The organism is Pseudomonas sp. Marseille-Q5117 (genome assembly GCF_946901175.1).
Classification (GTDB): domain Bacteria; phylum Pseudomonadota; class Gammaproteobacteria; order Pseudomonadales; family Pseudomonadaceae; genus Aquipseudomonas; species Aquipseudomonas iranensis.
The window spans coordinates 24,686-51,294 of sequence record NZ_CAMPPP010000022.1; the positions used below are offsets into that span (position 1 = coordinate 24,686).

Here is a 26,609-nt window from a genome sequence, read left to right on the forward strand (position 1 = left end):
ACGCGCGCAGCCTCTTTTCAGATGGGGTTGCCAATTTTTTATTTGGTTTCCACCCGGAACTGACTTACAAAGCCATGTTCCGATGGCGCTGCAGCAGCGCCAAGCTAGAGTGAACGCCAGCTGTAAACAGCTCGCAAAGAATTTTAAATACGCCGCAGGAGAGATTCGCAATGGCTCAGCAGGGCAGTGGTTATCAGGCTCGCTATAAACGCATTCTACTCAAGCTTAGCGGCGAGGCCCTGATGGGCTCGGAAGAGTTCGGGATCGATCCGAAGGTTCTGGATCGCATGGCGCTGGAAGTCGGCCAACTGGTCGGCATCGGCGTCCAGGTCGGTCTGGTGATCGGCGGTGGCAACCTGTTCCGGGGCGAAGCCCTGAGCAAGGCCGGTATGGATCGGGTCACGGGCGACCACATGGGCATGCTGGCCACTGTGATGAACGCCTTGGCCATGCGCGATGCGCTGGAACGTGCCAATATCTCGGCCATCGTCATGTCGGCCATTTCCATGGTTGGTGTGACCGATCACTACGATCGCCGCAAAGCCATGCGCCACCTGAACTCCAAGGACGTCGTGATCTTCGCGGCTGGTACCGGCAATCCGTTTTTCACCACGGATTCGGCAGCCTGCCTGCGTGCAATCGAAATCGACGCCGACGTTGTGCTCAAGGCCACCAAGGTTGACGGCGTGTACACCGCAGACCCGTTCAAAGACCCGCATGCCGAGAAGTTCGATCATCTGACTTATGATGAAGTACTGGATCGCAAGCTGGGCGTAATGGATCTGACTGCCATCTGCCTGTGCCGCGATCACAAGATGCCGCTGCGCGTATTCAACATGAACAAGCCCGGCGCCCTGCTGAACATTGTGCACGGCGGCGCTGAAGGGACATTGATCGAGGAAGGCCAACAATGATCAACGAAATCAAGAAAGACGCCCAAGCGCGTATGCAGAAATCCCTGGAATCTCTGAACCACGCGTTCGGCCAGATTCGTACCGGCAAGGCTCACCCGAGCATCCTCGGCAGTGTAATGGTGCCTTACTACGGCACTGACACTCCGCTGAGCGGCGTTGCCAACGTCACCGTGAAAGATTCGCGCACCCTGCAGGTCGTGGCGTTCGAGCGCAACATGCTCGCTGCCGTCGACAAGGCGATCCAGAGCGCCGGGCTGAACCTCAATCCGACCAACCTGGGCGAGTTGCTGCTGATCCCGATGCCGGCCCTCACCGAGGAAACGCGCAAAGGTTTCACCAAGCAGGCGCGCAGCGCAGCGGAAGACGCGCGCGTAGCCGTGCGCAACATCCGTCGCGATGCTTTGGGTGAGCTGAAAAAACTGGTCAAGGACAAGGAAATCAGCGAAGACGAAGAGCGTCGTGCCATCGCCGATATCGACAAGCTGACCAAAGAATCCGAGGCCCAGATCACCAAGGCCACGGACGAGAAAGAAAAAGACCTGATGGCCGTATAAGGGTCGAGCTTTAAATGGACAAGACCAAGCAGACTGCGCCGTCCGCGGTGCCGCGCCATGTCGCGATCATCATGGATGGCAATAATCGCTGGGCGAAAAAACGCTTTATGCCGGGTGTCGCCGGGCATAAAGCGGGCGTGGATGCTGTGCGGGCGGTGATCGAGGTGTGCGCTGAGGCCAAGGTCGAAGTCCTGACCCTGTTCGCTTTCTCCAGTGAGAACTGGCAGCGCCCGGCCGATGAGGTCAGTGCCTTGATGGACCTGTTCTTCAAGGCCTTGCGTCGTGAGGCCAAGCGCCTCAACGACAACAACATCAGCCTGCGCATCATTGGCGATCGCTCGCGCTTCCACCCTGAGCTTCAGGCGGCGATGCGCGAGGCTGAGGCCATGACGGTCGGTGCCAACCGCTTTGTCCTGCAGATCGCAGCCAATTATGGCGGCCAGTGGGATATCGCTCAGGCCGCGCAACGTCTGGCGCGTGAAGTCCAGGCCGGGCACTTGCGCCCGGAGGACATTACCCCGGATCTGCTGCAAACCTGTCTGGCCACCGGCGATCTGCCGTTGCCTGACCTGTGCATCCGCACCGGTGGCGAGCATCGCATCAGTAACTTCCTGCTCTGGCAGCTGGCCTACGCCGAGCTGTACTTCTCCGACCTGTTCTGGCCGGACTTCAAACACGAAGCCATGCGCACTGCGCTGGCCGATTTCGCTTCGCGCCAGCGTCGCTTCGGTAAAACGAGCGAACAGGTCGAAGCTGGAGCCCGGGTTTAATGCTTAAACAACGAATCATCACTGCACTGATCCTGCTGCCGATTGCCTTGTGCGGGTTTTTCCTGCTCAAAGGTGCCGGCTTTGCGCTGTTCATTGGCCTGGTGGTGAGCCTCGGTGCCTGGGAATGGGCGCGTCTGGCCGGCTTCACCGCACAATCGTTCCGCGTCGGCTTTGCCGCCGTGGTCGCCTTGATGCTGTTCGTCATGTATGTGCTGCCGGGCCTTGCGCCTTGGGTGCTCGGTGCATCGGTGATCTGGTGGGCGATTGCGACTTATCTGGTGCTGACGTATCCACGCTCCAGCGCGCATTGGTCTACTGCGGCGACCAAACTGCTGATTGGTCTGCTGATCCTGCTGCCTGCGTGGCAGGGGCTTGTGCAGATCAAGCAATATCCGCTGGGTAACTGGTTGATCATGGCGGTGATGGTGTTGGTCTGGGGCGCGGACATCGGCGCTTATTTTTCCGGGCGCAAGTTCGGCAAGCGCAAGCTGGCGCCGCAGGTCAGCCCGGGCAAGAGCTGGGAAGGCGTTTACGGTGGTCTGGCGCTGAGTCTGGTGATTACCGCGATCGTCGGGCTGGTGCGCGACTGGACCGTGGCCGAGCTGCTCAAAGGCCTGATCGGCGCGGCAGTGATCGTCTTCATTTCCGTGGTCGGTGACCTTACCGAAAGCATGTTCAAGCGCCAGTCCGGCATCAAGGACAGCAGTAATCTGCTGCCCGGCCATGGTGGCGTGCTGGACCGCATTGACAGCCTGACCGCAGCCATTCCGGTGTTCGCCGTATTGCTCTGGATGGCCGCACCGTGAGTCGTCCCCAGCAGATTACGGTGTTGGGTGCGACCGGTTCGATCGGTCTGAGCACTCTGGATGTGATTGCCCGTCATCCTGAGCGTTATCAGGTTTTTGCATTGAGTGGTTTCACGCGCCTTAGTCAGTTGTTCGCCTTGTGCGTACGCCATGTGCCGCAATTTGCCGTAGTGCCTGAAGTGGCCGCAGCGCGCGGTTTGCAGGATGACTTGCGTGCAGCCGGCTTGCCGACTCGTGTGCTGGTAGGCGAGGAGGGCCTGTGTCAGGTCGCCTCCGCGCCTGAAGTCGATGCGGTCATGGCGGCCATTGTCGGTGCGGCGGGTTTGCGTCCGACACTGGCGGCGGTCGAGGCGGGCAAGAAGATTCTGCTGGCCAACAAGGAAGCGCTGGTGATGTCCGGCGCTCTGTTCATGCAGGCCGTGCGCAAAAGCGGTTCGGTACTGCTGCCGATCGACAGTGAGCACAACGCGATTTTTCAGTGCATGCCCGCGGATTTCGCCCGCGGCTTGAGCTCGGTGGGTGTGCGGCGGATCTTGCTGACGGCCTCTGGCGGTCCTTTCCGGCAGACGCCGATGTCCGAGCTGGCGCATGTTTCGCCGGAACAGGCTTGCGCGCATCCGAACTGGTCCATGGGGCGCAAGATCTCCGTGGATTCGGCAAGCATGATGAACAAGGGTCTGGAACTGATCGAAGCCTGCTGGTTGTTCGATGCCAAACCGTCTCAGGTCGAAGTGGTAATTCATCCGCAAAGCGTGATCCATTCTCTGGTCGACTATGTGGATGGCTCGGTTCTGGCGCAATTGGGTAACCCGGACATGCGCACACCGATCGCCAACGCATTGGCCTGGCCGGAGCGCATCGACTCCGGCGTACCGCCACTGGATCTGTTTGCCATCGCGCGACTGGATTTCGAAGCGCCCGATGAAAGCCGCTTCCCCTGCCTGCGTCTGGCTCGTCAGGCGGCCGAAGCCGGCGACAGCGCGCCGGCGATGCTCAACGCGGCCAATGAAGTGGCCGTGGCAGCGTTTCTCGACGGACGGGTTCGCTACCTGGAAATCGCGAGTATCATCGAGGAAGTCCTGAATCTGCAGCCGGTGGTTGCGCTGAATGATCTCGACGCCGTGTTTACGGCGGACGCGAAAGCGCGAGTGCTGGCCGAGCAATGGTTGAATCGGCACGGCCGATAGTTTTGCAACACAATGGCGACACGCGACACTGAACAGGATTGCGGAGAAAGTAGATGAGCGCGCTCTATATGATTGCCGGCACCCTGATCGCCCTGGGTGTGCTGGTCACCTTCCACGAATTCGGCCATTTCTGGGTCGCGCGTCGCTGTGGCGTCAAGGTTCTGCGGTTTTCCGTGGGCTTTGGCATGCCGTTGCTGCGCTGGCACGACAAGCAAGGCACTGAATTTGTGGTCGCCGCGATCCCGCTGGGCGGCTACGTCAAGATGCTCGATGAGCGCGAAGGCGAAGTGCCGGTCGATCAGCTCGATCAATCGTTCAATCGCAAATCGGTACGTCAGCGTATCGCCATCGTTGCAGCCGGTCCTATTGCCAACTTCCTGTTGGCGCTGGTGTTCTTCTGGGTGCTGGCGATGCTTGGCAGCGAGCAGGTGCGTCCGGTCATCGGCGCAGTCGAGTCTGGCAGCATTGCCGCCAAGGCTGGTCTGAACGTTGGTCAGGAGATCGTCTCGATCGATGGCGAGCCAACGTCCGGTTGGGCTGCGGTCAATCTGCAACTGGTGCGTCGTCTCGGTGAGAGCGGTGCGATTCAATTGCTGGTGCGCGAGCAGGGTTCGACTGCCGAGTCGCCGCGCACGCTGGCACTGGATAACTGGCTGAAAGGGGCCGACGAGCCGGATCCGATCCGCTCGCTGGGCATTCGTCCCTGGCGTCCGGCCTTGCCGCCGGTGCTTGCCGAGCTGGACCCGAAAGGTCCGGCCCAGGCCGCCGGGCTGAAAACCGGCGATCGCTTGCTGGCGCTTGATGGTCAGCCGCTGAGTGACTGGCAGCAGGTGGTTGATACCGTTCGTACGCGTCCTGATACCAAAATCATGCTGCGCATCGAGCGCGACAATGCTCAAATCGACGTCCCTGTGACCCTGGCGGCGCGCGGTGAAAGCAAAGCGCCAAGCGGTTATCTGGGCGCTGGCGTCAAAGCCATCGACTGGCCGCCGGAAATGATCCGCGAGGTCAGTTATGGTCCGCTGGCCGCGATTGGCGAGGGTGCCCGTCGCACTTGGACCATGAGCATTCTGACGCTGGATTCACTGAAGAAAATGCTGTTCGGCGAGCTCTCGGTAAAAAACTTGAGTGGACCGATAACCATTGCTAAAGTGGCGGGCGCTTCTGCCCAGTCGGGCGTCGCTGATTTCCTGAATTTCCTTGCTTATCTGAGTATTAGCCTGGGGGTTCTGAATTTGCTGCCCATTCCTGTACTGGATGGGGGGCATTTGTTGTTTTATCTGATCGAGTGGGTGCGTGGTCGCCCCTTGTCGGATCGGGTGCAAGGTTGGGGGATACAGATCGGTATCAGTTTGGTGGTCGGGGTGATGTTGCTTGCTCTGGTCAACGATCTGGGTCGACTGTAACGCTTCGCTGAATTGCGAATCTGCCGCATTTTGCGGCAGTTTGTTTATTGCCAGTTGGAATAAGAAAGGACTTCATGAAACGTCTGCTGCTAACTGCGGTTCTCACCGTATTGATGATCGCCGAAGTTCACGCCGAGTCCTTCACTATCTCTGATATTCGCGTCAATGGCCTCCAGCGGGTCTCCGCGGGTAGCGTCTTTGGTGCCTTGCCGTTGAACGTCGGCGAGCAGGCGGATGATCGTCGCCTGGTGGAATCCACTCGTGCGTTGTTCAAAACCGGTTTCTTTCAAGATATCCAGCTGGGCCGCGAAGGCAACGTTCTGGTCATCACCGTGGTCGAGCGTCCATCGGTCGCCAGTATCGAAATCGAAGGCAACAAGGCGATTTCCACTGAAGACCTGATGAAAGGCCTCAAGCAATCCGGTCTGGCCGAAGGCGAAATCTTCCAGCGCGCTACCCTTGAGGGTGTGCGTAACGAACTGCAGCGTCAGTACGTTGCCCAGGGTCGTTACTCCGCTACCGTCGATACCGAAGTGGTTTCGCAGCCGCGTAACCGCGTGGGTCTGAAGGTGAAGATCAACGAAGGCACCGTTGCCGCCATCCAGCACATCAACGTGGTAGGCAATACGGTTTTCCCTGAGGAAGACCTGACTGACCTGTTCGAACTGAAAACCACCAACTGGCTGTCGTTCTTCAAGAACGATGACAAATATGCCCGCGAAAAACTCTCCGGTGACCTGGAGCGTCTGCGTTCCTACTATCTGGACCGCGGCTATATCAACATGGACATCGCTTCGACCCAGGTATCGATTACCCCGGACAAGAAGCACGTCTACATTACTGTCAACGTCACCGAAGGCGAGAAGTACACCGTTCGTGACGTCAAGCTCAGCGGTGACCTGAAAGTCCCTGAAGAACAGATCAAGTCGCTGTTGCTGGTGCAGAAGGGCCAGGTGTTCTCGCGCAAGCTGATGACCACCACCTCCGAGCTGATCACTCGTCGTCTGGGTAACGAGGGCTACACCTTCGCCAACGTCAACGGCGTGCCTCAGCCGCACGATGATGACCACACTGTGGACATCCTGTTCGCTGTCGATCCGGGCAAGCGTGCCTACGTCAACCGCATCAACTTCCGTGGCAACACCAAGTCCGAAGACGAAGTGCTGCGTCGTGAAATGCGTCAGATGGAAGGTGGCTGGGCTTCGACCTACCTGATCGACCAGTCCAAGACCCGTCTGGAGCGCCTGGGCTTCTTCAAGGAAGTCAACGTTGAAACCCCGGCCGTGCCAGGTGTCGACGACCAGGTTGATGTGAACTACGCCGTTGAAGAACAGGCTTCCGGTTCGATCACTGCCAGCGTTGGTTTCGCCCAGAGCGCCGGTCTGATCCTCGGTGGCTCGATCACCCAGAACAACTTCCTCGGTACCGGTAACCGCGTCAGCATCGGTCTGACCCGCAGCGAATACCAGAGCCGCTACAACTTCGGCTACGTGGACCCCTACTGGACCGCCGATGGCGTGAGCCTGGGTTACAACGCGTTCTATCGCACCACCGATTACGATGAACTCGATGCCGATATTTCCAGCTATGCGGTAGACAGCCTCGGTGCGGGCGTGAACGTCGGCTACCCGATCAGTGAGACTTCGCGTCTGACGTTCGGTCTGTCTGCCCAGCAGGACAAGATCAACACCGGTCGCTACACCGTTGACGAGATTTTCGATTTCGTCGAGAAGGAAGGCGACAACTACCTGAACTTCAAGGCCTCGGCCGGTTGGTCCGAGTCGACCCTGAACAAAGGCGTGTTGCCGACCCGTGGTCGTTCCCAGAGCCTGACCCTGGAAACCACCATTCCGGGCAGCGACCTGTCGTTCTTCAAACTTGACTACCGTGGTCAGCTGTTCCAGCCGATCACCGAAAACTACACACTGCGCCTGCACTCCGAACTCGGTTATGGCGATGGTTACGGTTCGACCGATGGTCTGCCGTTCTATGAAAACTACTATGCCGGTGGTTTCAACTCGGTTCGTGGCTTCAAGGACAGCACCCTTGGCCCGCGCAGTACGCCGAGCCGTGGTAACAACCCTGGCACTATCGCTGACCCGGACCAGGATCCGCTGCCGTTCGGTGGTAACGTCCTGATCCAGGGCGGTGTAGAAGTTCTGTTCCCGCTGCCATTCGTCAAGGATCAGCGTTCCCTGCGTACTTCGGTCTTCTGGGATGTCGGTAACGTCTTTGACTCGCAGTGCAAGGACACTACGAACGCCAATGGTTCGTCGTCCAACACCAAGTGCAACGACATCAGCCTGAGCAACATGGCCAGTTCCGTCGGTGTCGGCGTGACCTGGGTCACCGCACTGGGGCCGTTGAGCTTCGCCCTGGCGATGCCGATCAAGAAACCGGATGACGCTGAAACTCAAGTGTTCCAATTCTCCCTCGGCCAGACGTTCTAAGCGTCTGACCCAAGATAACGACAATGGATTTTGTAGGAGTGCATCGTGCGTAAGTTGACTCAATTGGTTCTCCTGGCCTCCGTACTGGTGGCAGGCCCGGCGTTCGCCGACATGAAAATTGCCGTGCTGAACTATCAGATGGCTCTGCTGGAATCCGACGCGGCGAAGAAGTACGCGGTGGATGCAGAGAAGAAGTTCGGTCCGCAACTGACCAAGCTGAAAACCCTGGAAAGCAGCGCCAAAGGCATTCAGGACCGTCTGATGGCCGGTGGTGACAAGATGCAGCAGGGCGAGCGTGAGCGTCTGGAGCTGGAATTCAAGCAAAAGGCTCGTGACTTCCAGTTCCAGTCCAAGGAACTGAATGAAGCCAAAGCCGTTGCCGACCGTGAAATGCTCAAGCAACTGAAGCCGAAACTGGACAGCGCCGTGGAAGAAGTCATCAAGAAAGGTGGTTTTGACCTGGTGTTCGAGCGTGGCGCAGTCATCGATGTCAAACCTCAGTACGACATCACGCGCCAGGTTATCGAGCGCATGAATCAGCTGAAGTAACCCATGACCGTGACTATCAGGCTCGGCCAGTTGGCCGAGCACCTCGGCGCCACCCTGCGTGGCGACCCCGAGAGGCAAATTACTGGGCTAGCCACTTTGCAAGAGGCTGGCCCAGCTCAGTTGAGCTTTCTGGCAAATCCCCAATACCGCAAATACCTGGCCGGTTCTCAAGCAGCTGCACTGCTGCTCAAGGAAGCCGACGCTGAGGGTTTTGCCGGTAATGCCCTGGTGGTGCCTGATCCTTACCTGGCCTATGCACGTATTTCGCATCTGTTCGATCCAAAGCCAAAAGCGGCTGGCGGGATTCATCCGACAGCGGTGATCGCGGCGGACGCTGTGGTTGACCCGAGTGCCAGCATCGGTCCGTTCGTGGTGATCGAAGCCGGTGCACGCATCGCTGCACAGGTCACGCTGGGCGCGCATTGCGTAGTCGGCGCGCGCAGCGAAATCGGTGAAGGCGGCTGGCTCGCTCCGCGCGTTACGCTGTATCACGATGTGCGCATCGGCAAGCGTGTGGTTATTCAGTCCGGCGCAGTGATCGGCGGTGAGGGCTTCGGCTTCGCCAACGAAAAAGGCGTCTGGCAGAAAATCGCCCAGATCGGTGGCGTGACCATCGGCGACGATGTCGAGATCGGCGTGAACACCGCCATCGACCGCGGCGCTCTGGCCGATACTGTGATCGGCAACGGTGTGAAGCTCGACAACCAGATTCAGATTGCGCACAACGTCCAGGTCGGTGATCACACCGCCATGGCTGCATGCGTTGGCATTTCCGGCAGCACCAAGATCGGCAAGCACTGCATGCTCGCCGGCGGTGTTGGTCTGGTCGGCCACATTGATATTTGCGACAACGTTTTCCTTACCGGGATGACCATGGTGACTCACTCGATTACCGAGCCGGGCGCCTATTCTTCCGGCACAGCCATGCAACCGGCGGCCGAATGGCGCAAAAGCGCGGCCCGCATCCGTCAGCTCGATGACATCGCGCGACGGTTGAAACAGCTGGAAAAGCGCGTTGGGGAAGTGACCCCTGACGGTAATGCTTCATCTGATGGCTGATACCATTTCCATATCAAGTGTGCACAGCCTCTGGACTGCCTCCTTGATTTGCTAGAGGAGTGCGCGTCAGTCGCGCTCCCAATCTTTACATAGGCTTTCCCCTGAAATGATGGACATCAACGAGATTCGCGAATACCTGCCTCACCGTTATCCGTTCCTGCTGGTGGACCGGGTGGTGGAACTGGACACTGAAGGCAAGCGAATTCGCGCCTACAAGAATGTCAGCATCAATGAACCGTTCTTCAATGGTCACTTCCCTGCGCATCCAATCATGCCGGGCGTGCTGATCATTGAGGCGATGGCTCAGGCTGCCGGGATCCTCGGTTTCAAGATGCTCGACGTCAAACCGGCCGACGGCACCCTGTATTACTTCGTCGGTTCCGACAAGCTGCGCTTCCGCCAGCCAGTCAAGCCGGGCGATCAGTTGATCCTTGAAGCGACCTTCATCAGCTGCAAGCGCAAGATCTGGAAGTTCGAATGCCAGGCTTCGGTGGACGGCAAGCCGGTCTGCTCGGCAGAAATCATCTGCGCGGAACAGAAAGTATGAGTTTGATTGACCCTCGCGCAATCATCGATCCGTCCGCCGTTCTGGCTGACGGCGTCGAGGTCGGCCCGTGGTCGATCATCGGCGCAGGTGTGGAAATCGGCGAGGGTACCGTGGTCGGGCCGCACGTGATTCTCAAGGGGCCGACCCGCATTGGTAAGCACAATCGCATCTACCAGTTTTCTTCGGTAGGCGAAGACACCCCGGATCTGAAGTACAAAGGCGAGGAAACCCGCCTGGTGATCGGTGACCACAATGTCATCCGCGAAGGCGTGACGATTCACCGTGGCACCGTTCAGGACCGGTCGGAAACCACCCTGGGCGATCACAACCTGGTCATGGCCTATGCCCATATCGGTCACGATAGCGTCATCGGCAATCACTGCATTCTGGTCAACAACACTGCGTTGGCCGGGCATGTACACGTTGACGATTGGGCGATCCTCTCCGGTTTCACCTTGGTACATCAGTACTGCCACATCGGCGCTCACAGCTTTTCCGGCATGGGCACGGCGATCGGCAAGGACGTTCCGGCATTCGTCACCGTGTTCGGTAACCCGGCCGAAGCGCGCAGCATGAACTTCGAAGGTATGCGCCGTCGCGGTTTCAGTGAAGACGCGATCCACGCATTGCGTCGAGCCTACAAAACGGTCTACCGCCAGGGCCTGACGGTCGAGCAGGCGCTGGCCGAACTGGCCGAGCCGTCTGCGCAGTTCCCTGAAGTTGCCGTGTTCCGCGATTCGATCCAGGCATCGACTCGCGGCATCACCCGCTGATCATGGCCAGTCTGCGTATTGCGCTGGTGGCGGGTGAGGCTTCCGGTGACATTCTCGGTGCCGGTCTCATGCGCGCACTCAAGGCACAGCACCCGGCGGTCGAGTTCATCGGCGTCGGCGGTCCGCTGATGCAGGCCGAAGGCCTGACGTCATACTTTCCCATGGAGCGCCTGTCGGTCATGGGCCTGGTGGAAGTCCTTGGTCGGCTGCGTGAGTTGCTCAAGCGCCGCCAAGAGCTGATTGCCACACTGATTGCCGCAAAGCCCGATGTGTTCATCGGTATCGATGCGCCGGATTTCAACCTCAATATCGAACTCAAGCTGCGTCAGGCCGGGATCAAGACCGTGCATTACGTCAGCCCGTCGGTATGGGCGTGGCGGCAGAAACGGGTGCTGAAGATCCGCGAAGGCTGCGATCTGATGCTCACCCTGTTGCCGTTCGAAGCGAAATTCTACGAAGAGAAAGGCGTGCCGGTGCGTTTCGTCGGTCACACCTTGGCCGATACGATTCCGCTCGAGGCTGACCGAGCTGCCGCGCGCGCCGAGCTGGGTTTGCCTGACGGCCCATTGGTGGCGCTGATGCCGGGCAGCCGTGGCGGTGAGGTCAGTCGTCTCGGTGCGCTGTTCCTTGATACTGCCGAACGCCTGCGCGGCATGCGTCCGAGCGTGCGCTTTGTCATGCCTTGTGCAAACCCGGAACGCCGGGTGCAACTCGAGGCCTTGCTTGCTGGCCGGGATTTGCCGGTAACCTTGCTCGACGGTAAATCCCACTTGGCCCTCGCCGCGTGCAACGCCGTGTTGATCGCCTCCGGCACTGCTACCCTTGAAGCGCTGCTGTACAAGCGGCCGATGGTGGTGGCGTATCGGTTAGCGCCGCTGACATTCTGGATTCTCAAACGCATGGTCAAGAGCCCTTACGTGTCGTTGCCCAACTTGCTCGCCCAGCGCTTGCTGGTGCCAGAGTTGTTGCAGGATGATGCGACTGTCGAGGCGTTGGCGCAGACGCTGTCGCCCTTGATCGATGGCGGAGATGAACAGACCCGCGGCTTCGACGAGATCCACCGCACGCTGCGGCGCGATGCTTCCAATCAGGCGGCGCAAGCCGTCCTTGACCTGATCGGCAAACCACAATGAGCAAGACAAGCATGCAAATGGGCCTGGATTTCACTCTGGTAGCCGAAGTCGAAGAACTGGTTGCCGGTGTTGATGAAGTCGGTCGTGGCCCGTTGTGCGGCGCGGTGGTAACGGCAGCGGTGATTCTCGATCCGAACCGGCCGATCCTCGGCCTCGACGATTCGAAAAAGCTCACCGAAGCCAAGCGCGAAAAGCTTTACGACGAGATCTGCGAGAAAGCCCTGAGCTGGTGTATTGCCCGTGCCGAAGTTGAAGAAATCGACGATCTGAATATCCTCCACGCGACCATGCTGGCCATGCAGCGCGCGGTTGCCGGTCTGCACATTCAGCCGAAACTGGCGATGATCGACGGTAACCGCTGCCCGCATTTGCCGATGCGTGCCGAGGCGGTGATTCAGGGCGACGGCAAGGTGCCGGCGATCGCAGCGGCGTCGATTCTGGCCAAGGTCAGTCGAGATCGGGAAATGGCGGCGTTCGAATTGATCTACCCGGGCTACGGCATCGGCGGCCACAAAGGCTATCCGACGCCCGTTCATCTGGAAGCGCTGGCGCGGCTCGGCCCAACGCCGATTCACCGCCGCTCGTTCGCCCCGGTACGCCTGGCTTACGAGGCGCGGGAAAGCCTGACGCAGGTTTAGGCGCAAGGCTGATGTTTTATTCGAGGCCCGGTACAATCCGGGCCTCGTTGTCTCTATGTAACTGGACAGGATCACTATGCCGGCTTCATTCGTTCATCTACGCCTGCACACTGAATACTCCCTGGTCGACGGGCTGGTGCGGATCAAGCCGCTGGTCAAGGCGCTGACCGCCATGAACATGCCGGCGGTAGCGGTTACCGATCAGAACAACATGTGTTCCCTGGTCAAGTTCTATAAAAACGCCATGGGCGCCGGCATCAAGCCGATCTGCGGCGCCGACCTGTGGCTGGCGAACAAGGATCCGGATGCACCGCTGAGCCGCCTCAGCCTGCTGGTGATGAACGCTCAGGGTTATCGCAATCTCACCGAATTGATCTCGCGCGGCTTTATCGAAGGCCAGCGCAACGGCATGGTCATCGTCGAGCGCGAGTGGGTGGCCGAGGCCAACGAAGGTTTGATCATGCTGTCCGCCGCCAAAGAAGGCGAGATCGGCATGGCCATGATCGGCGGCAACCCGGCGGAAGCAGAAGCGCTGGCACGCGAGTGGATGGCGGTGTTCCCGGATCGTTTTTATCTGGAAATCCAGCGCACCAACCGCCCCAACGATGAAGAGCAACTGCACGGCGCCGTGGCCTTGGCCGACAAGCTTGGCGCGCCGCTGGTGGCGACCAACGATGTGCGCTTCATCAAGCAGGAAGACTTCGCCGCCCACGAAACCCGTGTGTGCATCGGTGAAGGCCGCGCCCTCGATGACCCGCGTCGTTCGAAGAATTACAGCGATCAGCAATACCTGAAAAGCGCCGAGGAAATGCTCGAGCTGTTCAGCGATATCCCCGACGCCATCGAAAACACCGTCGAGATCGCCAAGCGCTGCAACATCGATGTGAAGCTGGGCACACACTTCCTGCCCAACTTCCCGATCCCCGATGGCATGACCATCGACGAATATTTCCGCAAGGTCTCCTTCGAAGGGCTCGAAGAACGCCTGGCGGTGCTGCTGCCCAAGGACACTACCGAAGACTACGAAGCCAAGCGTCAGGTCTACGTCGACCGCTTGAATTTCGAGCTGGATATCATCATCCAGATGGGCTTCCCCGGTTACTTCCTGATCGTGATGGACTTTATCCAGTGGGCCAAGAACAACGGCGTACCGGTCGGTCCGGGCCGTGGGTCGGGTGCCGGTTCGCTGGTGGCTTACGTACAGAAGATCACCGACCTCGACCCGCTGGAATATGACCTGCTGTTCGAACGTTTCCTCAACCCGGAACGGGTTTCCATGCCCGACTTCGACGTCGACTTCTGCATGGACGGCCGAGACCGCGTGATCGATTACGTGGCCGAGAAATACGGCCGCAACGCGGTGAGCCAGATCATCACCTTCGGTTCCATGGCCGCCAAGGCTGTGGTCCGTGACGTGGCGCGGGTGCAGGGCAAGTCCTATGGCCTGGCGGATCGTCTGTCGAAGATGATTCCGTTCGAAGTCGGCATGACCCTGGAAAAAGCTTACGAGCAGGAAGAGATCCTGCGTGACTTCATCAAGGTCGATGAAGAAGCGGCGGAAATCTGGGAGATGGCGCGCAAGCTCGAGGGCGTGGTGCGTAACGTCGGCAAACACGCCGGTGGTGTGGTGATCGCGCCGACCAAACTGACCGACTTCTCGCCGATCTATTGCGACGAGGCCGGCGACGGTCTGGTGACCCAGTTCGACAAGGACGACGTTGAGGCCGCCGGTCTGGTGAAGTTCGACTTCCTCGGCCTGCGGACCCTGACGATCATCGACTGGGCACTGAAAACCATCAACCGCGACCGCGCCAAGGTCAACGAGCCGCCGCTGGATATCGCTTTTATCCCGCTGGACGACAAACCGACCTACCAGTTGCTGCAAAAAGCCGAAACCACGGCGGTGTTCCAGCTTGAATCCCGAGGCATGAAAGAGCTGATCAAAAAGCTCAAGCCCGACTGCCTGGAAGACTTGATCGCACTGGTGGCATTGTTCCGTCCGGGGCCGTTGCAATCGGGCATGGTGGATGACTTCATCAACCGTAAGCACGGACGCGCCGAACTGGCCTATCCGCACTCCGATTACCAATACGACGGTCTGAAGCCGGTATTGGCGCCGACTTACGGCATCATCCTGTATCAGGAACAGGTGATGCAGATTGCCCAGGTCATGGCCGGTTACACCCTCGGTGGTGCTGACATGCTGCGTCGAGCGATGGGTAAGAAAAAGCCCGAGGAAATGGCCAAGCAGCGCGGCGGTTTCATTGAAGGTTGCGCGACCAACGGCATCGACGCGGATCTTGCCGGTAACATTTTCGACCTGGTGGAAAAATTCGCCGGTTACGGCTTCAACAAATCCCACTCCGCCGCCTACGGCCTGGTGTCGTACCAGACCGCTTGGCTGAAAGCTCACTACCCGGCGCCGTTCATGGCCGCGGTACTCTCGGCGGATATGCACAACACCGACAAGGTCGTGACCTTGATCGAGGAAGTGCGGACGATGAAGCTGCGCCTCGACGCGCCAGACGTGAACACTTCGGAGTTCAAGTTCACGGTGAACGACGACGGCCGCATCGTTTACGGCCTCGGCGCGATCAAAGGCGTTGGTGAAGGTCCGGTTGAAGCGATCACTGAAGCGCGACAGGCCGGTCCGTTCAAGGATCTGTTCGATTTCTGCGCGCGGGTCGACCTCAAGCGCATCAACAAACGAACTCTTGATGGCTTGATTCGCAGCGGCGCGCTGGATCGTCTTGGTCCGTATTTCCACGATGAACAAAAGGCCTATCAAGCCAACATCGACCGCAACCGTGCGGTACTGCTGGCGGCGATGGAAGAGGCGATCAAGGCTGCCGAGCAGACTGCGCGGACCCACGACTCTGGCCACGCCGACCTGTTTGGCGGCTTGTTCGTCGAAGAAGATGCCGACGTCTACGCGTCCCATCGCAAGGCCAAGGAACTGACCCTCAAGGAACGCCTCAAGGGTGAGAAAGACACCTTGGGCCTGTACCTGACCGGTCACCCGATCGACGAATACGAAGGCGAGATCCGCCGTTTCGCCCGCCAGCGCATCATCGACCTGAAACCGGCACGCGACACGCAAACCGTAGCGGGGATGATCATTGCCCTGCGGGTGATGAAGAACAAGAAGGGCGACAAGATGGGTTTCATCACCCTCGACGACCGCTCCGGGCGGATCGAGGCGTCGTTGTTTGCCGATGCGTTCCACTCCGCGCAGTCGTTGTTGCAGACCGACGCGATGGTGGTGGTCGAAGGCGAAGTCAGCAATGACGATTTCTCCGGCGGCCTGCGCCTGCGGGTCAAGCGGGTGATGAGCATGGAGGATGCGCGGACCAATCTGGCCGAAAGCCTGCGCCTGAAGCTGCACACCCAGGATCTGAAAGGCGATCAGCTACGCTGGTTGGGCGAACTGCTCAAGCGTCATCGCGGCGCGTGCCCGGTGACCATGGAGTACACCAGCCCGGATGCGAAGACCTTGCTGCAGTTTGGCGAGACCTGGCGGATCGACCCGGCGGATGCGTTGATTCAAGCCCTGCGTGACCAGTTCGGGCGAGACAACGTCTTCCTCCAATACCGTTGACCGGCAAGTGCCATCATGGCGCTTGCCCGCAACCTGAATTTTTAATCTCGACCTCAGCGCGCCTCTCCCTTAAGGTAGGGCGCGAATAGACAACCGGCCGGCCCAAGCTCACTTGGGACACGACCCAAGACGGACGCCTATGAACCCGAATTTTCTAGATTTCGAACAGCCGATCGCCGACCTGCAAGCCAAGATCGAAGAGTTGCGCTTGGTCGGTAATGACAATTCGCTGAATATCGGCGATGAGATCTCCCGCCTGCAGGACAAGAGCAAGACGCTGACCGAAGACATTTTCGGCAAGCTGACCAGTTGGCAGATCGCACGCCTGGCGCGTCACCCGAAACGCCCTTACACCCTCGATTACATCGAGCACATCTTCACCGAGTTCGACGAACTGCATGGCGACCGTCACTTCTCCGATGACGCTGCCATTGTTGGCGGTATCGCCCGTCTAGAAGACCAGCCGGTGATGATCATCGGTCACCAGAAGGGCCGTGAAGTGCGCGAGAAGGTACGCCGCAACTTCGGCATGCCGCGTCCGGAAGGCTACCGCAAGGCCTGCCGTCTGATGGAGATGGCCGAGCGCTTCAAGATGCCGATCCTGACCTTCATCGACACCCCGGGTGCCTACCCTGGCATCGACGCTGAAGAGCGCAACCAGAGCGAAGCGATTGCCTGGAACCTGCGCGTGATGTCCCGCCTGAAAACCCCGATCATCGCCACCGTCATCGGTGAAGGTGGTTCCGGTGGTGCACTGGCCATCGGCGTCTGCGACCAACTGAACATGCTGCAATATTCGACCTACGCGGTGATCTCGCCGGAAGGTTGCGCGTCGATCCTGTGGAAGACCGCCGAGAAAGCACCGGATGCCGCTGAAGCGATGGGCATCACCGCTGAGCGTCTGAAAGGCCTGGGTATCGTCGACAAGGTGATCAGCGAGCCACTGGGCGGCGCACACCGCGATCCGGCTGCTGCCGCTGCGTCGATCCGCGCCGAGCTGAGCTCGCAACTGGCGATGCTCAAGCAGTTCGATAACGAAGCGCTGCTCAAGCGCCGTTATGATCGCCTGATGAGCTACGGTCTCTAAAGCCGAGCGCGATACCCATGTGGGAGCGAGCCTGCTCGCGAAAGCGGTATAACACTCGACGAATGTGTCGAATGTTAAAGCGTCTTCGCGAGCAGGCTCGTTCCCACATTTGATTGGGGCAAAGAGAAAGTTATGGGCCAGTCCCCGATTGATTTGCCATCCCGTCTTCTGCTGAACCTTGAGCCCTGGCGCAACGTCGCTCACTGGCGCGTCGCCTTCTCCGGCGGCCTCGATTCCACCGTCCTCCTGCACCTTCTCGCCACTCTGGCGAAAAGCCAATCCCTCCCTGCGTTAAGCGCCATCCACATTCACCACGGCCTCCAGGCTGCGGCCGATGCGTGGCCGCAACATTGCCAGGCCGTTTGCGATGCGCTGGATATTCCCTTGCAAGTAGAGCGGGTCACCGTGAAGGGCGGGGCAAGCCTGGAGCGGGCGGCGCGGGATGCGCGTTACGCTGTGTTCAATTCCCTGACGCAAACCAATGATGTACTGCTGACCGGCCAACACCGCGACGACCAAGCGGAAACCCTGCTGTTTCGGCTGTTGCGCGGTGCCGGTGTCCGCGGGCTCGGCGCGATGCCGCAGCAGCGCCCAGTGGGGCAGGGCACGCTGGTTCGACCGTTGCTGGATGTCAGCCGCGCCGAGCTGGAAGGTTATGCACAGGCGCATCGGTTGCGCTGGATCGACGACTCGTCGAACCAGGATCGGCAGTTTTCGCGCAACTACCTGCGCCATCAAGTCATGCCGGTGCTGACCGAGCGCTGGCCGCAAGCGCAGGCCAGCATGGCGCGCACGGCTGCGCATCTGCGTGAGGCGCAGGGCTTGCTCGATGAGCTGGCGCAGATTGATCTAGCACAAGCCGAAACGCCCCATGAATTCGCTTGGCTGGGTGTGCCATCGCTGGAGTTGACACCATTGACGGCGTTGTCTGACGCGCGCCAGCGAAATGCCCTCAGCCACTGGCTCGAACCGTTGACCCGGCTGCCAGACGCTGACCATTGGTCGGGTTGGACAACGCTGTGCAATGCCGGCGCCGACGCTTCACCGATCTGGCGTCTGGCCGACGGAGAGCTGCACCGCAGCGCCGGTCGCGTCTGGTGGCTGAGCGGCAATTGGTTGCGCACGCCAGCGATCGGCGCCGACTGGCAGACCCCGACTTCAGCGCTACGCTTGCCGGATAACGGACGCGTCATGCTCCACGGCCAAGTTCCATGCGGGCCTTTGCGTATTGCCTATCGGCAGGGCGGTGAGGTCATGCAACTGGCCGAGCGCGGCAGCCGGGATCTCAAGCGTCTGCTCAACGAGCGCGCGGTGCCGGCCTTCGTGCGTGGCAGATTGCCGCTGCTGTTTTGTGGCGAACAATTGCTTGCGGTGGCGAACCTGTCGGGTCTTGCTGGTCAGATGGACGAAGGCTGGACATTGCACTGGCAGCCAACAGACGAAGATCAAGGTTTGAGCTGAAAGGAGCATTCCGGTAGACTACGCTCCCTTCTTGATACAACTTCTGTGGATTCGCCTGAATTGCAGGAGTTGCCGATTACCAAGCAGTCTTTGCTGGGCGATTCCAAAAAATGTGTAGCGAGCAACGTACCGGTGTTTCATCTGCCGGTCTGTCACAACGCGGCGGTTTTTTCGAAAGGTGCACTGTGATTAATGCAGGTGATCGGGGGCTTCGGCCTTCCTTCGCTTTCCCCGGCGGCTCGTTCCGCTTTAACGCAGACTTCTAGGGTTTTTCATGACGCGCTACATATTCGTCACGGGCGGTGTTGTTTCTTCATTGGGGAAAGGCATTGCCTCGGCTTCATTGGCGGCTATCCTGGAGGCGCGGGGGCTTAAGGTCACCATGCTGAAGCTGGATCCGTACATCAACGTCGATCCAGGCACCATGAGTCCGTTCCAGCACGGTGAAGTGTTCGTCACCCACGACGGCGCCGAGACCGACCTGGATCTGGGGCACTACGAGCGGTTCATCCGCACGACCATGACCCAGAACAACAACTTCACCACCGGCCGTGTCTACGAGCACGTGCTGCGCAAAGAGCGCCGTGGCGACTATCTGGGTGCAACCATCCAGGTCATCCCGCACATCACCGACGAAATCAAGCGCCGCATCATCAAGGGTGCTGGTGACGCTGACGTGGCGATGGTCGAGATCGGTGGCACCGTCGGTGACATCGAGTCGCAACCGTTCCTTGAAGCCATCCGCCAGTTGCGTTTCGAAGTCGGTGCCAAGCGCGCGATGCTGATGCACCTGACGCTGGTGCCGTACATTGCCACCGCCGGCGAGACCAAGACCAAACCGACCCAGCACTCCGTCAAGGAACTGCGTTCGATCGGTCTGCAGCCAGACGTGCTGGTGTGCCGCTCCGATCACCCGATCGATATTTCCTCGCGTCGCAAGATCGCCCAGTTCACCAACGTTGAAGAACGTGCGGTCATTGCTCTGGAAGACGCCGACACCATCTACAAGATCCCGGGCATCCTGCATTCGCAGGGTCTGGACGATTTCGTCGTTGAGCGTTTCGGCTTGCAGTGCGGCAGCGCTGACCTGTCCGAGTGGGACGCAGTGGTCGATGCCAAGCTGAACCCGGAACACGAAGTGACCATCGCCATGGTCGGCAAGTACATGGAGCTGCTCGATGCCTACAAGTCGCTGATCGAAGCGATGAGCCACGCTGGCATCAGCAACCGCACCAAGGTCAACCTGCGCTACATCGATTCCGAAGACATCGAGAATCAGGGCACTGCGCTGCTCGAAGGTGTCGACGCGATTCTGGTACCGGGCGGCTTCGGTCTGCGTGGCGTGGAAGGCAAGATCACCGCTGTTCAGTACGCTCGCGAAAACAAGGTTCCGTACCTCGGCATCTGCCTGGGCATGCAAGTGGCGGTCATCGAGTTCGCCCGTAACGTGCTGGGCTGGAAAGACGCCAACTCCACCGAGTTCGATCGTGCCAGCGGCCATCCGGTTGTCGGTCTGATCACCGAGTGGGAAGACGCCACCGGCGCTGTCGAGGTGCGTACCGAAGCGTCCGATCTGGGCGGCACCATGCGCCTCGGCGCACAGGATTGCCTGCTCGAGCCGGGCTCCAAAGTCCATGATTGCTACGGCAAGGACGTGATCGTCGAGCGTCACCGTCACCGTTACGAAGTGAACAACAACCTGCTGCCGCAGATCATCGAAGCCGGCCTGAAAATCTCCGGTCGTTCCGCCGATGCTGCGCTGGTCGAAGTGGTTGAAGCGCCGGATCATCCATGGTTCGTCGCCTGCCAGTTCCACCCTGAGTTCACCTCGACGCCACGCGACGGCCATCCGCTGTTCAGCGGTTTCGTCAAAGCCGCGTTGGCTCAACACCAGAAGAAGGCGTAACCCGATGGCACAGAAGATCATCCGCGTCGGCGACATCGAGATTGCCAACGACAAGCCCATGGTCCTGTTCGGCGGCATGAACGTGCTGGAAAGCCGTGACATGGCCATGCAGGTTTGCGAAGAGTACGTGAAGGTCACCGAAAAACTCGGTATCCCTTACGTATTCAAGGCCAGCTTCGACAAGGCCAACCGTTCTTCTGTGACCTCGTATCGCGGTCCTGGCCTGGAAGAGGGCATGCGCATCTTCCAGGACATCAAGCAAGCGTTCGGCGTGCCGATCATCACCGACGTCCACGAGCCGGATCAGGCTGCGGTCGTCGCTGAAGTCTGCGACATCATCCAGTTGCCGGCCTTCCTGTCGCGCCAGACCGATCTGGTCGTGGCGATGGCCAAAACCAATGCAGTGATCAATATCAAGAAAGCCCAGTTCCTCGCGCCTCAGGAAATGAAACACATCTTGAACAAGTGCGTGGAAGCCGGTAACGATCAGTTGATCCTTTGCGAGCGTGGTTCGAGCTTCGGCTACAACAACCTCGTGGTCGACATGCTCGGCTTCGGCATCATGAAGCAGTTCGAATACCCGGTGTTCTTCGACGTGACCCACGCGCTGCAAATGCCTGGCGGTCGTGCCGACTCCGCCGGCGGTCGCCGTGCCCAGGTTCTGGATCTGGCCAAGGCCGGCATGAGCCAGTCGCTGGCGGGTCTGTTCCTCGAAGCGCATCCGGATCCGGACAACGCCAAATGCGACGGCCCTTGCGCCTTGCGTCTGGACAAACTGGAGCCATTCCTGGCCCAGCTCAAAGCTCTGGACGAACTGGTGAAGAGTTTTCCGACGGTAGAAACCGCGTAACGCTCGATTCTCCGGTAAAGTACCGCACGATTTGTCGCTCATGCCCTCGGGCGTGAGCGTTGTCGTCTGCAAGTCTGCCCGCTGTACTTCGCTTGCCGACGATAAAGATTTCCTCTAGCTGCGTCGTTTTCGTCAACTTTGGAGTGTTTACAACAATGGCAAAAATCGTCGACATCAAAGGTCGTGAAGTTCTCGACTCCCGTGGCAATCCCACCGTGGAAGCGGACGTGCTTCTCGACAACGGCATCATCGGCAGCGCCTGCGCGCCGTCCGGTGCATCCACTGGCTCGCGTGAAGCGCTCGAGCTGCGTGATGGCGACAAGAGCCGTTATCTGGGCAAGGGCGTGCTCAAGGCGGTAGCCAACATCAACGGTCCGATCCGCGATCTGCTGCTGGGCACCGACCCGAGCGACCAGAAAGCCCTCGACCACGCGATGATCAAGCTCGACGGTACCGAAAACAAAGCGACCCTGGGCGCCAACGCCATCCTCGCCGTGTCCCTGGCTGCGGCCAAGGCTGCTGCGCAGGATCAGGATCTGCCGCTGTACGCACACATCGCCAACCTCAACGGCACCCCGGGTGTGTACTCGATGCCGGTACCGATGATGAACATCATCAACGGTGGCGAGCACGCCGATAACAACGTCGACATCCAGGAATTCATGGTGCAGCCAGTTGGCGCCAAGTCTTTCTCGGAAGGTCTGCGCATGGGCACCGAGATTTTCCATCACCTGAAAGCCGTGCTGAAGGCCCGTGGCCTGAGCACCGCCGTTGGCGACGAGGGCGGTTTCGCACCGAACCTGGCATCCAACGAAGACGCGTTGAAAGTGATCTCCGAAGCCGTGGCCAATGCCGGTTACAAGCTGGGCACCGACGTGACCCTGGCGCTGGACTGCGCCGCGAGCGAGTTCTACGAAGACGGCAAGTACAACCTGTCCGGTGAAGGCCAGGTGTTCACTGCTGAAGGTTTCGCCGACTACCTCAAAGGCCTGACCGAGCGTTACCCGATCATCTCCATCGAAGACGGTCTGGACGAATCCGACTGGGCAGGCTGGAAAATCCTCACCGACAAGATCGGCGAGAAGACCCAGCTGGTGGGCGACGACCTGTTCGTGACCAACACCAAGATCCTCAAAGAAGGCATCGATAAAAAGATCGCCAACTCGATCCTGATCAAGTTCAACCAGATCGGCACCCTGACCGAAACCCTGGAAGCCATCCAGATGGCCAAGGCTGCCGGTTACACCGCAGTGATCTCGCACCGCTCTGGCGAAACCGAAGATTCGACCATTGCCGACCTGGCTGTGGGCACCTCGGCTGGCCAGATCAAGACCGGTTCGCTGTGCCGCTCCGACCGCGTTTCCAAGTACAACCAACTGCTGCGTATCGAAGAGCAGTTGAACGGCAAGGCCAAGTACAACGGCCGTGCCGAGTTCCGCGGTTAAGCGCAACCTGATCAAAGGACACCGGATTGTGTCGGAAAAGTCGTGACAGCGATGGATTTGCCACTAATCTGATGCCTTAAGCACAAGCCTGGATCTTTCCAGGCTTCGTGCTATCAGATGCTGCAACATTATGCGTGGCTGTCTTTTTTCACTGGATACCTGATATTCGATGCGCAGTCCTTACTGGTTGTTTCTTGTTTTGCTCTTGCTGCTGGCCGGTCTGCAGTACCGCCTGTGGGTGGGCAATGGCAGTCTGGCGCAGGTCGCCGAGCTGAAACAGCAGATCGCCGAGCAACATGCCGAAAACGAAGGCCTGCTGGAGCGCAACCGGGTGATGGACGCGGAAGTCAGCGAATTGAAAAAAGGCATGGAGACCGTTGAAGAGCGGGCTCGTCACGAACTGGGCATGGTCAAGGACGGCGAAACCCTTTACCAGTTGGCCCAATGATCGATTCCCTGCCGGCCTTCTGGGCCGTGATTCCTGCCGCGGGCGTCGGTGCCCGAATGGCCGCGGACCGTCCCAAGCAATATCTGCAACTGGGCGGGCGCACAATTCTCGAACACAGCCTCGGCTGTTTCCTCGATCACCCAAGCCTCAAGGGCCTGGTGGTCAGTCTTGCTGTCGATGATCCCTATTGGCCGAATCTGGCATGCGTCAACGATCCGCGCATTCAGCGGGTTGATGGCGGCGCGGAGCGTTCCGCTTCGGTGCTCAATGCCTTGCTGCACCTGCATGCGCAAGGCGCCGACGATGACGATTGGGTGCTGGTGCACGATGCGGCCCGGCCGAATCTGAGTCGCGATGATCTCGACAAGTTGCTTGCCGAACTCGCGGATGACCCGGTCGGCGGTCTGTTGGCGGTTCCTGCTCGCGACACGCTCAAACGCGTTGATAACAACGGGCGTGTGGTTGAAACCGTGGATCGCAGCGTGATCTGGCAGGCGTATACACCGCAGATGTTCCGCCTCGGTGCGTTGCATCGGGCGTTGGCCGATAGCCTGGTTGCGGATGCCGTGATTACCGATGAAGCTTCGGCGATGGAATGGGCCGGTCTGGCACCGCGTCTGATCGAAGGGCGCGCGGATAACCTCAAGGTGACCCGGCCGGAAGATCTGGAGTGGTTGCGCCAGCGGTGGGCGAATCGCCGCTGAGGTTTGGGGTCGCTGCGGCATTGCCTTCGCGAGCAGGCTCGCTACCACAGAGGGAATGCATTCAGCTGTCGAACCCGGTCAATTGTGGGAGCGAGCCTGCTCGCGAAAGCGGTCGCACGGGCAATCAATAACTCAAAGCTTGTACTCCGGCCTTTCAGCCAGTCCCACCTTCAAAAAATCCACCAACTTGCGCACCTTCGGCGACAGATGCCGCTGCTGCGGATACAGCGCCCACACCGCCGTATTCGGCGGCTGATGCGCCTCGAGCAAGGAAATCAGCGCGCCGCTGTGCAGGTGCTCGAGCACGTAATAGTCCGGCAACTGACACAATCCGACACCCTGAAGCGCCGCATCCAGCACCGCCTGCCCACTGTTGCAACGCCAGTTGCCCTGCACCCGCTGGGAAAATTCCCGCCCGTTCTGTTCCAGTTGCCAGATATCGGAACTGCCGATCAGGCAATTGTGCCGACTCAGTTCCGACAGACTGTGTGGGCGCCCGTACCGTTCCAGGTAGGACGGCGACGCGCACAGGTACATTCTTCTTGGCGCCAGACGTGTCGCGACCAAGCGCGAATCCTGTAGTCGGCCAAGGCGAATTGCCAGATCCAGCCCTTCATGCACCAGATCCAGCTGGCGATTGCTCAGCTCGATATCGATACGCAGCTGGGGATACAGCCCCATGAAGCGAGTCACCAGCGGCACGATAAAGCGTTCGCCATAGGCCACCGCGCAGGTCATGCGCAGCATGCCTTTCGGTTCGCTGGTCAGATCGCCCACCGCGCGCAGGGCTTCTTCGCGACCGTCCTGCAGGCGCTGGCAATGTTGCAGGAAAGTCTGCCCGGCTTCGGTCAACGTAACTCGCCGAGTGCTGCGGTAGAGCAGGCGCGTCTGCAAACGCTCTTCGAGCCGTACGATTTGTCGACTGATGTGCGAGGAAGAAACCCCAAGACGCTCGGCAGCGGCGGTGAATTGGTTGCATTCGGCGACGGCAACGAACTCGTCGATGCCTTCCCAGCGATTTTCCGACACTTGGATTATCCCTGTATGGCAATAATGTTTTGCTTTCGTCCGGATTATTCCTCAGGACGCGCTGAACTACACTGTCTGTCTGCTTTTTTATTTACTGGATTCATTGGAGAGTCAGCATGATCAAGTCGCGCGCCGCCGTTGCCTTCGAGGCCAAGAAGCCGCTGGAAATCGTAGAAGTCGATGTCGCCATGCCGAAGGCTGGTGAAGTGTTGCTGCGCGTTGTCGCTTCCGGGGTGTGCCACACCGACGCCTACACCTTGTCCGGCGCAGACCCGGAAGGCATCTTCCCGTCGATCCTCGGCCACGAAGGTGGCGCCATCGTTGAAGCGATCGGCGAGGGCGTGACCTCGGTTGCCGTCGGCGACCACGTCATCCCGCTGTACACCCCGGAATGCGGCCAGTGCAAATTCTGCAAGTCGGGCAAGACCAACCTCTGCCAGGCGATTCGCGCCACCCAAGGCAAGGGCCTGATGCCGGACGGCACTTCGCGCTTTTCCTACAAGGGCGAAACGATTTTTCACTACATGGGGACGTCGACGTTTTCGGAATACACCGTGCTCCCGGAAATCTCCGTGGCCAAGATCTCCAAAGACGCGCCGCTGGAAAAGGTCTGCCTGCTCGGTTGCGGCGTGACCACCGGTATCGGCGCCGTGCTCAATACCGCCAAGGTCAAACCGGGTGACACCGTGGCCATCTTCGGTCTCGGTGGTATCGGCTTGTCGGCGGTGATCGGTGCAGTGAAAGCCAAGGCTGCGCGGATCATTGCGATTGACATCAACCCGGCCAAGTTCGAAATCGCCAAACAACTCGGGGCCACCGATTGCGTGAACCCGAAAGACTTTGATCGTCCGATTCAGGAAGTAATCGTCGACATGACCGATGGTGGCGTCGACTTCTCCTTCGAGTGCATCGGCAATGTGCAATTGATGCGCGCCGCGCTTGAGTGCTGCCACAAAGGCTGGGGCGAGTCGGTCATCATCGGTGTCGCCGGTGCCGGTCAGGAAATCGCTACCCGTCCGTTCCAGTTGGTTACCGGTCGCGTCTGGCGCGGTTCGGCGTTCGGCGGCGTGCGTGGCCGTACTGAATTGCCGAGTTACGTCGACATGGCCCAGAGCGGCGAGATCCCCCTGGATACCTTCATCACCCACACCATGGGCCTGGAAGATATCAACAAGGCGTTCGACCTGATGCACGAAGGCAAGAGCATCCGCACCGTCATTCATTTCTAAGGAGCAGCGGCAAGCTACAAGCCACAAGCTGCAAGCAGGCGCAACGCCCTCTTGCAGCTTGAAGCT

At 59.5% G+C, this 26,609-nt stretch carries 23 protein-coding genes; 22 read left to right on the forward strand and 1 reads right to left on the reverse strand.

The features are described from left to right. The first annotated feature begins 170 nt into the window (after window positions 1-170). The 21 genes from pyrH to ispD all read left to right on the forward strand — a co-directional run bounded on the left by pyrH (window position 171) and on the right by ispD (window position 24,285). Entirely contained in the window at window positions 171-914 is a 744-nt protein-coding gene (gene pyrH / locus OC605_RS25730) for a UMP kinase (RefSeq protein ID WP_003222124.1), read from the forward strand. After that, window positions 911-1,468, forward strand: a complete 558-nt coding sequence (gene frr / locus OC605_RS25735) for a ribosome recycling factor (protein ID WP_007954771.1) — start codon at window positions 911-913, stop codon at window positions 1,466-1,468. The genes pyrH and frr overlap by 4 nt, the downstream gene beginning before the upstream one ends. A gap of 14 nt (window positions 1,469-1,482) precedes the next feature. Continuing rightward, the gene (uppS, locus tag OC605_RS25740) at window positions 1,483-2,238 is read left to right on the forward strand and encodes a polyprenyl diphosphate synthase (RefSeq protein WP_039762463.1); all 756 of its coding nucleotides are present in this window, start codon (window positions 1,483-1,485) and stop codon (window positions 2,236-2,238) included. After that, window positions 2,238-3,044: a phosphatidate cytidylyltransferase gene (locus tag OC605_RS25745; RefSeq protein ID WP_016771474.1), complete on the forward strand. Its 807-nt coding sequence runs from the start codon at window positions 2,238-2,240 to the stop codon at window positions 3,042-3,044. The genes uppS and OC605_RS25745 overlap by 1 nt, the downstream gene beginning before the upstream one ends. Further along, window positions 3,041-4,231, forward strand: coding sequence for a 1-deoxy-D-xylulose-5-phosphate reductoisomerase (gene ispC / locus OC605_RS25750; protein ID WP_262140251.1), 1,191 nt, complete (start codon window positions 3,041-3,043; stop codon window positions 4,229-4,231). The genes OC605_RS25745 and ispC overlap by 4 nt, the downstream gene beginning before the upstream one ends. A gap of 53 nt (window positions 4,232-4,284) precedes the next feature. After that, window positions 4,285-5,637 (forward strand): sigma E protease regulator RseP, encoded by a 1,353-nt coding sequence (gene rseP, locus OC605_RS25755; RefSeq protein WP_262140252.1) that lies wholly within the window; start codon window positions 4,285-4,287, stop codon window positions 5,635-5,637. A gap of 74 nt (window positions 5,638-5,711) precedes the next feature. Beyond that, window positions 5,712-8,087, forward strand: a complete 2,376-nt coding sequence (bamA, locus tag OC605_RS25760) for an outer membrane protein assembly factor BamA (RefSeq protein WP_125925190.1) — start codon at window positions 5,712-5,714, stop codon at window positions 8,085-8,087. Between the two features lie 45 nt (window positions 8,088-8,132). Next, window positions 8,133-8,636 carry an OmpH family outer membrane protein gene (locus tag OC605_RS25765; protein WP_003222140.1) on the forward strand — a complete coding sequence of 168 codons (504 nt, stop codon included), beginning with the start codon at window positions 8,133-8,135 and terminating at the stop codon, window positions 8,634-8,636. Window positions 8,637-8,639: 3 nt separating this feature from the next. Beyond that, window positions 8,640-9,695 (forward strand): UDP-3-O-(3-hydroxymyristoyl)glucosamine N-acyltransferase, encoded by a 1,056-nt coding sequence (gene lpxD / locus OC605_RS25770; RefSeq protein ID WP_016771470.1) that lies wholly within the window; start codon window positions 8,640-8,642, stop codon window positions 9,693-9,695. Window positions 9,696-9,801: 106 nt separating this feature from the next. Next, a complete protein-coding gene (gene fabZ, locus OC605_RS25775) occupies window positions 9,802-10,242 on the forward strand; it encodes a 3-hydroxyacyl-ACP dehydratase FabZ (RefSeq protein ID WP_016771469.1) in 441 nt (146 codons plus the stop codon). Then, the gene (gene lpxA / locus OC605_RS25780) at window positions 10,239-11,015 is read left to right on the forward strand and encodes an acyl-ACP--UDP-N-acetylglucosamine O-acyltransferase (RefSeq protein ID WP_262140253.1); all 777 of its coding nucleotides are present in this window, start codon (window positions 10,239-10,241) and stop codon (window positions 11,013-11,015) included. The genes fabZ and lpxA overlap by 4 nt, the downstream gene beginning before the upstream one ends. Window positions 11,016-11,017: 2 nt before the next feature. Continuing rightward, complete coding sequence (gene lpxB, locus OC605_RS25785; protein ID WP_410056025.1) at window positions 11,018-12,148, forward strand: lipid-A-disaccharide synthase; 1,131 nt, start codon at window positions 11,018-11,020, stop codon at window positions 12,146-12,148. Window positions 12,149-12,159: 11 nt separating this feature from the next. Next, on the forward strand, window positions 12,160-12,786 hold the full coding sequence (gene rnhB / locus OC605_RS25790) for a ribonuclease HII (protein WP_016771466.1): 627 nt from the start codon (window positions 12,160-12,162) through the stop codon (window positions 12,784-12,786). A gap of 76 nt (window positions 12,787-12,862) precedes the next feature. Continuing rightward, window positions 12,863-16,384 (forward strand): DNA polymerase III subunit alpha, encoded by a 3,522-nt coding sequence (dnaE, locus tag OC605_RS25795; RefSeq protein WP_217864236.1) that lies wholly within the window; start codon window positions 12,863-12,865, stop codon window positions 16,382-16,384. A 139-nt stretch (window positions 16,385-16,523) separates the two neighbouring features. Then, window positions 16,524-17,471 (forward strand): acetyl-CoA carboxylase carboxyltransferase subunit alpha, encoded by a 948-nt coding sequence (locus tag OC605_RS25800; protein WP_262140254.1) that lies wholly within the window; start codon window positions 16,524-16,526, stop codon window positions 17,469-17,471. Between the two features lie 132 nt (window positions 17,472-17,603). Continuing rightward, a complete protein-coding gene (tilS, locus tag OC605_RS25805; RefSeq protein ID WP_262140255.1) occupies window positions 17,604-18,932 on the forward strand; it encodes a tRNA lysidine(34) synthetase TilS in 1,329 nt (442 codons plus the stop codon). Window positions 18,933-19,206: 274 nt separating this feature from the next. Beyond that, window positions 19,207-20,838: a CTP synthase gene (locus tag OC605_RS25810; protein ID WP_133334997.1), complete on the forward strand. Its 1,632-nt coding sequence runs from the start codon at window positions 19,207-19,209 to the stop codon at window positions 20,836-20,838. A 4-nt stretch (window positions 20,839-20,842) separates the two neighbouring features. Next, the gene (gene kdsA / locus OC605_RS25815; RefSeq protein WP_016985082.1) at window positions 20,843-21,688 is read left to right on the forward strand and encodes a 3-deoxy-8-phosphooctulonate synthase; all 846 of its coding nucleotides are present in this window, start codon (window positions 20,843-20,845) and stop codon (window positions 21,686-21,688) included. Between the two features lie 155 nt (window positions 21,689-21,843). Further along, window positions 21,844-23,133, forward strand: a complete 1,290-nt coding sequence (gene eno, locus OC605_RS25820; protein WP_016771461.1) for a phosphopyruvate hydratase — start codon at window positions 21,844-21,846, stop codon at window positions 23,131-23,133. Between the two features lie 169 nt (window positions 23,134-23,302). Next, the gene (gene ftsB / locus OC605_RS25825) at window positions 23,303-23,581 is read left to right on the forward strand and encodes a cell division protein FtsB (RefSeq protein ID WP_016771460.1); all 279 of its coding nucleotides are present in this window, start codon (window positions 23,303-23,305) and stop codon (window positions 23,579-23,581) included. Continuing rightward, a complete protein-coding gene (gene ispD, locus OC605_RS25830; RefSeq protein ID WP_125918006.1) occupies window positions 23,578-24,285 on the forward strand; it encodes a 2-C-methyl-D-erythritol 4-phosphate cytidylyltransferase in 708 nt (235 codons plus the stop codon). The genes ftsB and ispD overlap by 4 nt, the downstream gene beginning before the upstream one ends. A gap of 132 nt (window positions 24,286-24,417) precedes the next feature. On the opposite strand, the gene OC605_RS25835 is transcribed toward ispD, so the two are convergent. Further along, a complete protein-coding gene (locus OC605_RS25835; RefSeq protein WP_130930197.1) occupies window positions 24,418-25,314 on the reverse strand; it encodes a LysR substrate-binding domain-containing protein in 897 nt (298 codons plus the stop codon). Between the two features lie 116 nt (window positions 25,315-25,430). On the opposite strand from OC605_RS25835, the gene OC605_RS25840 reads away from it, so the two are divergent. After that, window positions 25,431-26,543, forward strand: coding sequence for an S-(hydroxymethyl)glutathione dehydrogenase/class III alcohol dehydrogenase (locus tag OC605_RS25840; protein WP_007908835.1), 1,113 nt, complete (start codon window positions 25,431-25,433; stop codon window positions 26,541-26,543). Window positions 26,544-26,609 lie beyond the last annotated feature (66 nt).

Bases quoted from the DNA above. Each gene is read 5' to 3' on its own strand.
- pyrH (WP_003222124.1), top strand. From the start codon at position 171: ATGGCTCAGCAGGGCAGTGGTTATCAGGCTCGCTATAAACGCATTCTA.
- frr (WP_007954771.1), top strand. From the start codon at position 911: ATGATCAACGAAATCAAGAAAGACGCCCAAGCGCGTATGCAGAAATCC.
- uppS (WP_039762463.1), top strand. From the start codon at position 1,483: ATGGACAAGACCAAGCAGACTGCGCCGTCCGCGGTGCCGCGCCATGTC.
- OC605_RS25745 (WP_016771474.1), top strand. From the start codon at position 2,238: ATGCTTAAACAACGAATCATCACTGCACTGATCCTGCTGCCGATTGCC.
- rseP (WP_262140252.1), top strand. From the start codon at position 4,285: ATGAGCGCGCTCTATATGATTGCCGGCACCCTGATCGCCCTGGGTGTG.
- bamA (WP_125925190.1), top strand. From the start codon at position 5,712: ATGAAACGTCTGCTGCTAACTGCGGTTCTCACCGTATTGATGATCGCC.
- lpxD (WP_016771470.1), top strand. From the start codon at position 8,640: ATGACCGTGACTATCAGGCTCGGCCAGTTGGCCGAGCACCTCGGCGCC.
- fabZ (WP_016771469.1), top strand. From the start codon at position 9,802: ATGATGGACATCAACGAGATTCGCGAATACCTGCCTCACCGTTATCCG.
- lpxA (WP_262140253.1), top strand. From the start codon at position 10,239: ATGAGTTTGATTGACCCTCGCGCAATCATCGATCCGTCCGCCGTTCTG.
- lpxB (WP_410056025.1), top strand. From the start codon at position 11,018: ATGGCCAGTCTGCGTATTGCGCTGGTGGCGGGTGAGGCTTCCGGTGAC.
- rnhB (WP_016771466.1), top strand. From the start codon at position 12,160: ATGCAAATGGGCCTGGATTTCACTCTGGTAGCCGAAGTCGAAGAACTG.
- dnaE (WP_217864236.1), top strand. From the start codon at position 12,863: ATGCCGGCTTCATTCGTTCATCTACGCCTGCACACTGAATACTCCCTG.
- OC605_RS25800 (WP_262140254.1), top strand. From the start codon at position 16,524: ATGAACCCGAATTTTCTAGATTTCGAACAGCCGATCGCCGACCTGCAA.
- tilS (WP_262140255.1), top strand. From the start codon at position 17,604: ATGGGCCAGTCCCCGATTGATTTGCCATCCCGTCTTCTGCTGAACCTT.
- OC605_RS25810 (WP_133334997.1), top strand. From the start codon at position 19,207: ATGACGCGCTACATATTCGTCACGGGCGGTGTTGTTTCTTCATTGGGG.
- kdsA (WP_016985082.1), top strand. From the start codon at position 20,843: ATGGCACAGAAGATCATCCGCGTCGGCGACATCGAGATTGCCAACGAC.
- eno (WP_016771461.1), top strand. From the start codon at position 21,844: ATGGCAAAAATCGTCGACATCAAAGGTCGTGAAGTTCTCGACTCCCGT.
- ftsB (WP_016771460.1), top strand. From the start codon at position 23,303: ATGCGCAGTCCTTACTGGTTGTTTCTTGTTTTGCTCTTGCTGCTGGCC.
- ispD (WP_125918006.1), top strand. From the start codon at position 23,578: ATGATCGATTCCCTGCCGGCCTTCTGGGCCGTGATTCCTGCCGCGGGC.
- OC605_RS25840 (WP_007908835.1), top strand. From the start codon at position 25,431: ATGATCAAGTCGCGCGCCGCCGTTGCCTTCGAGGCCAAGAAGCCGCTG.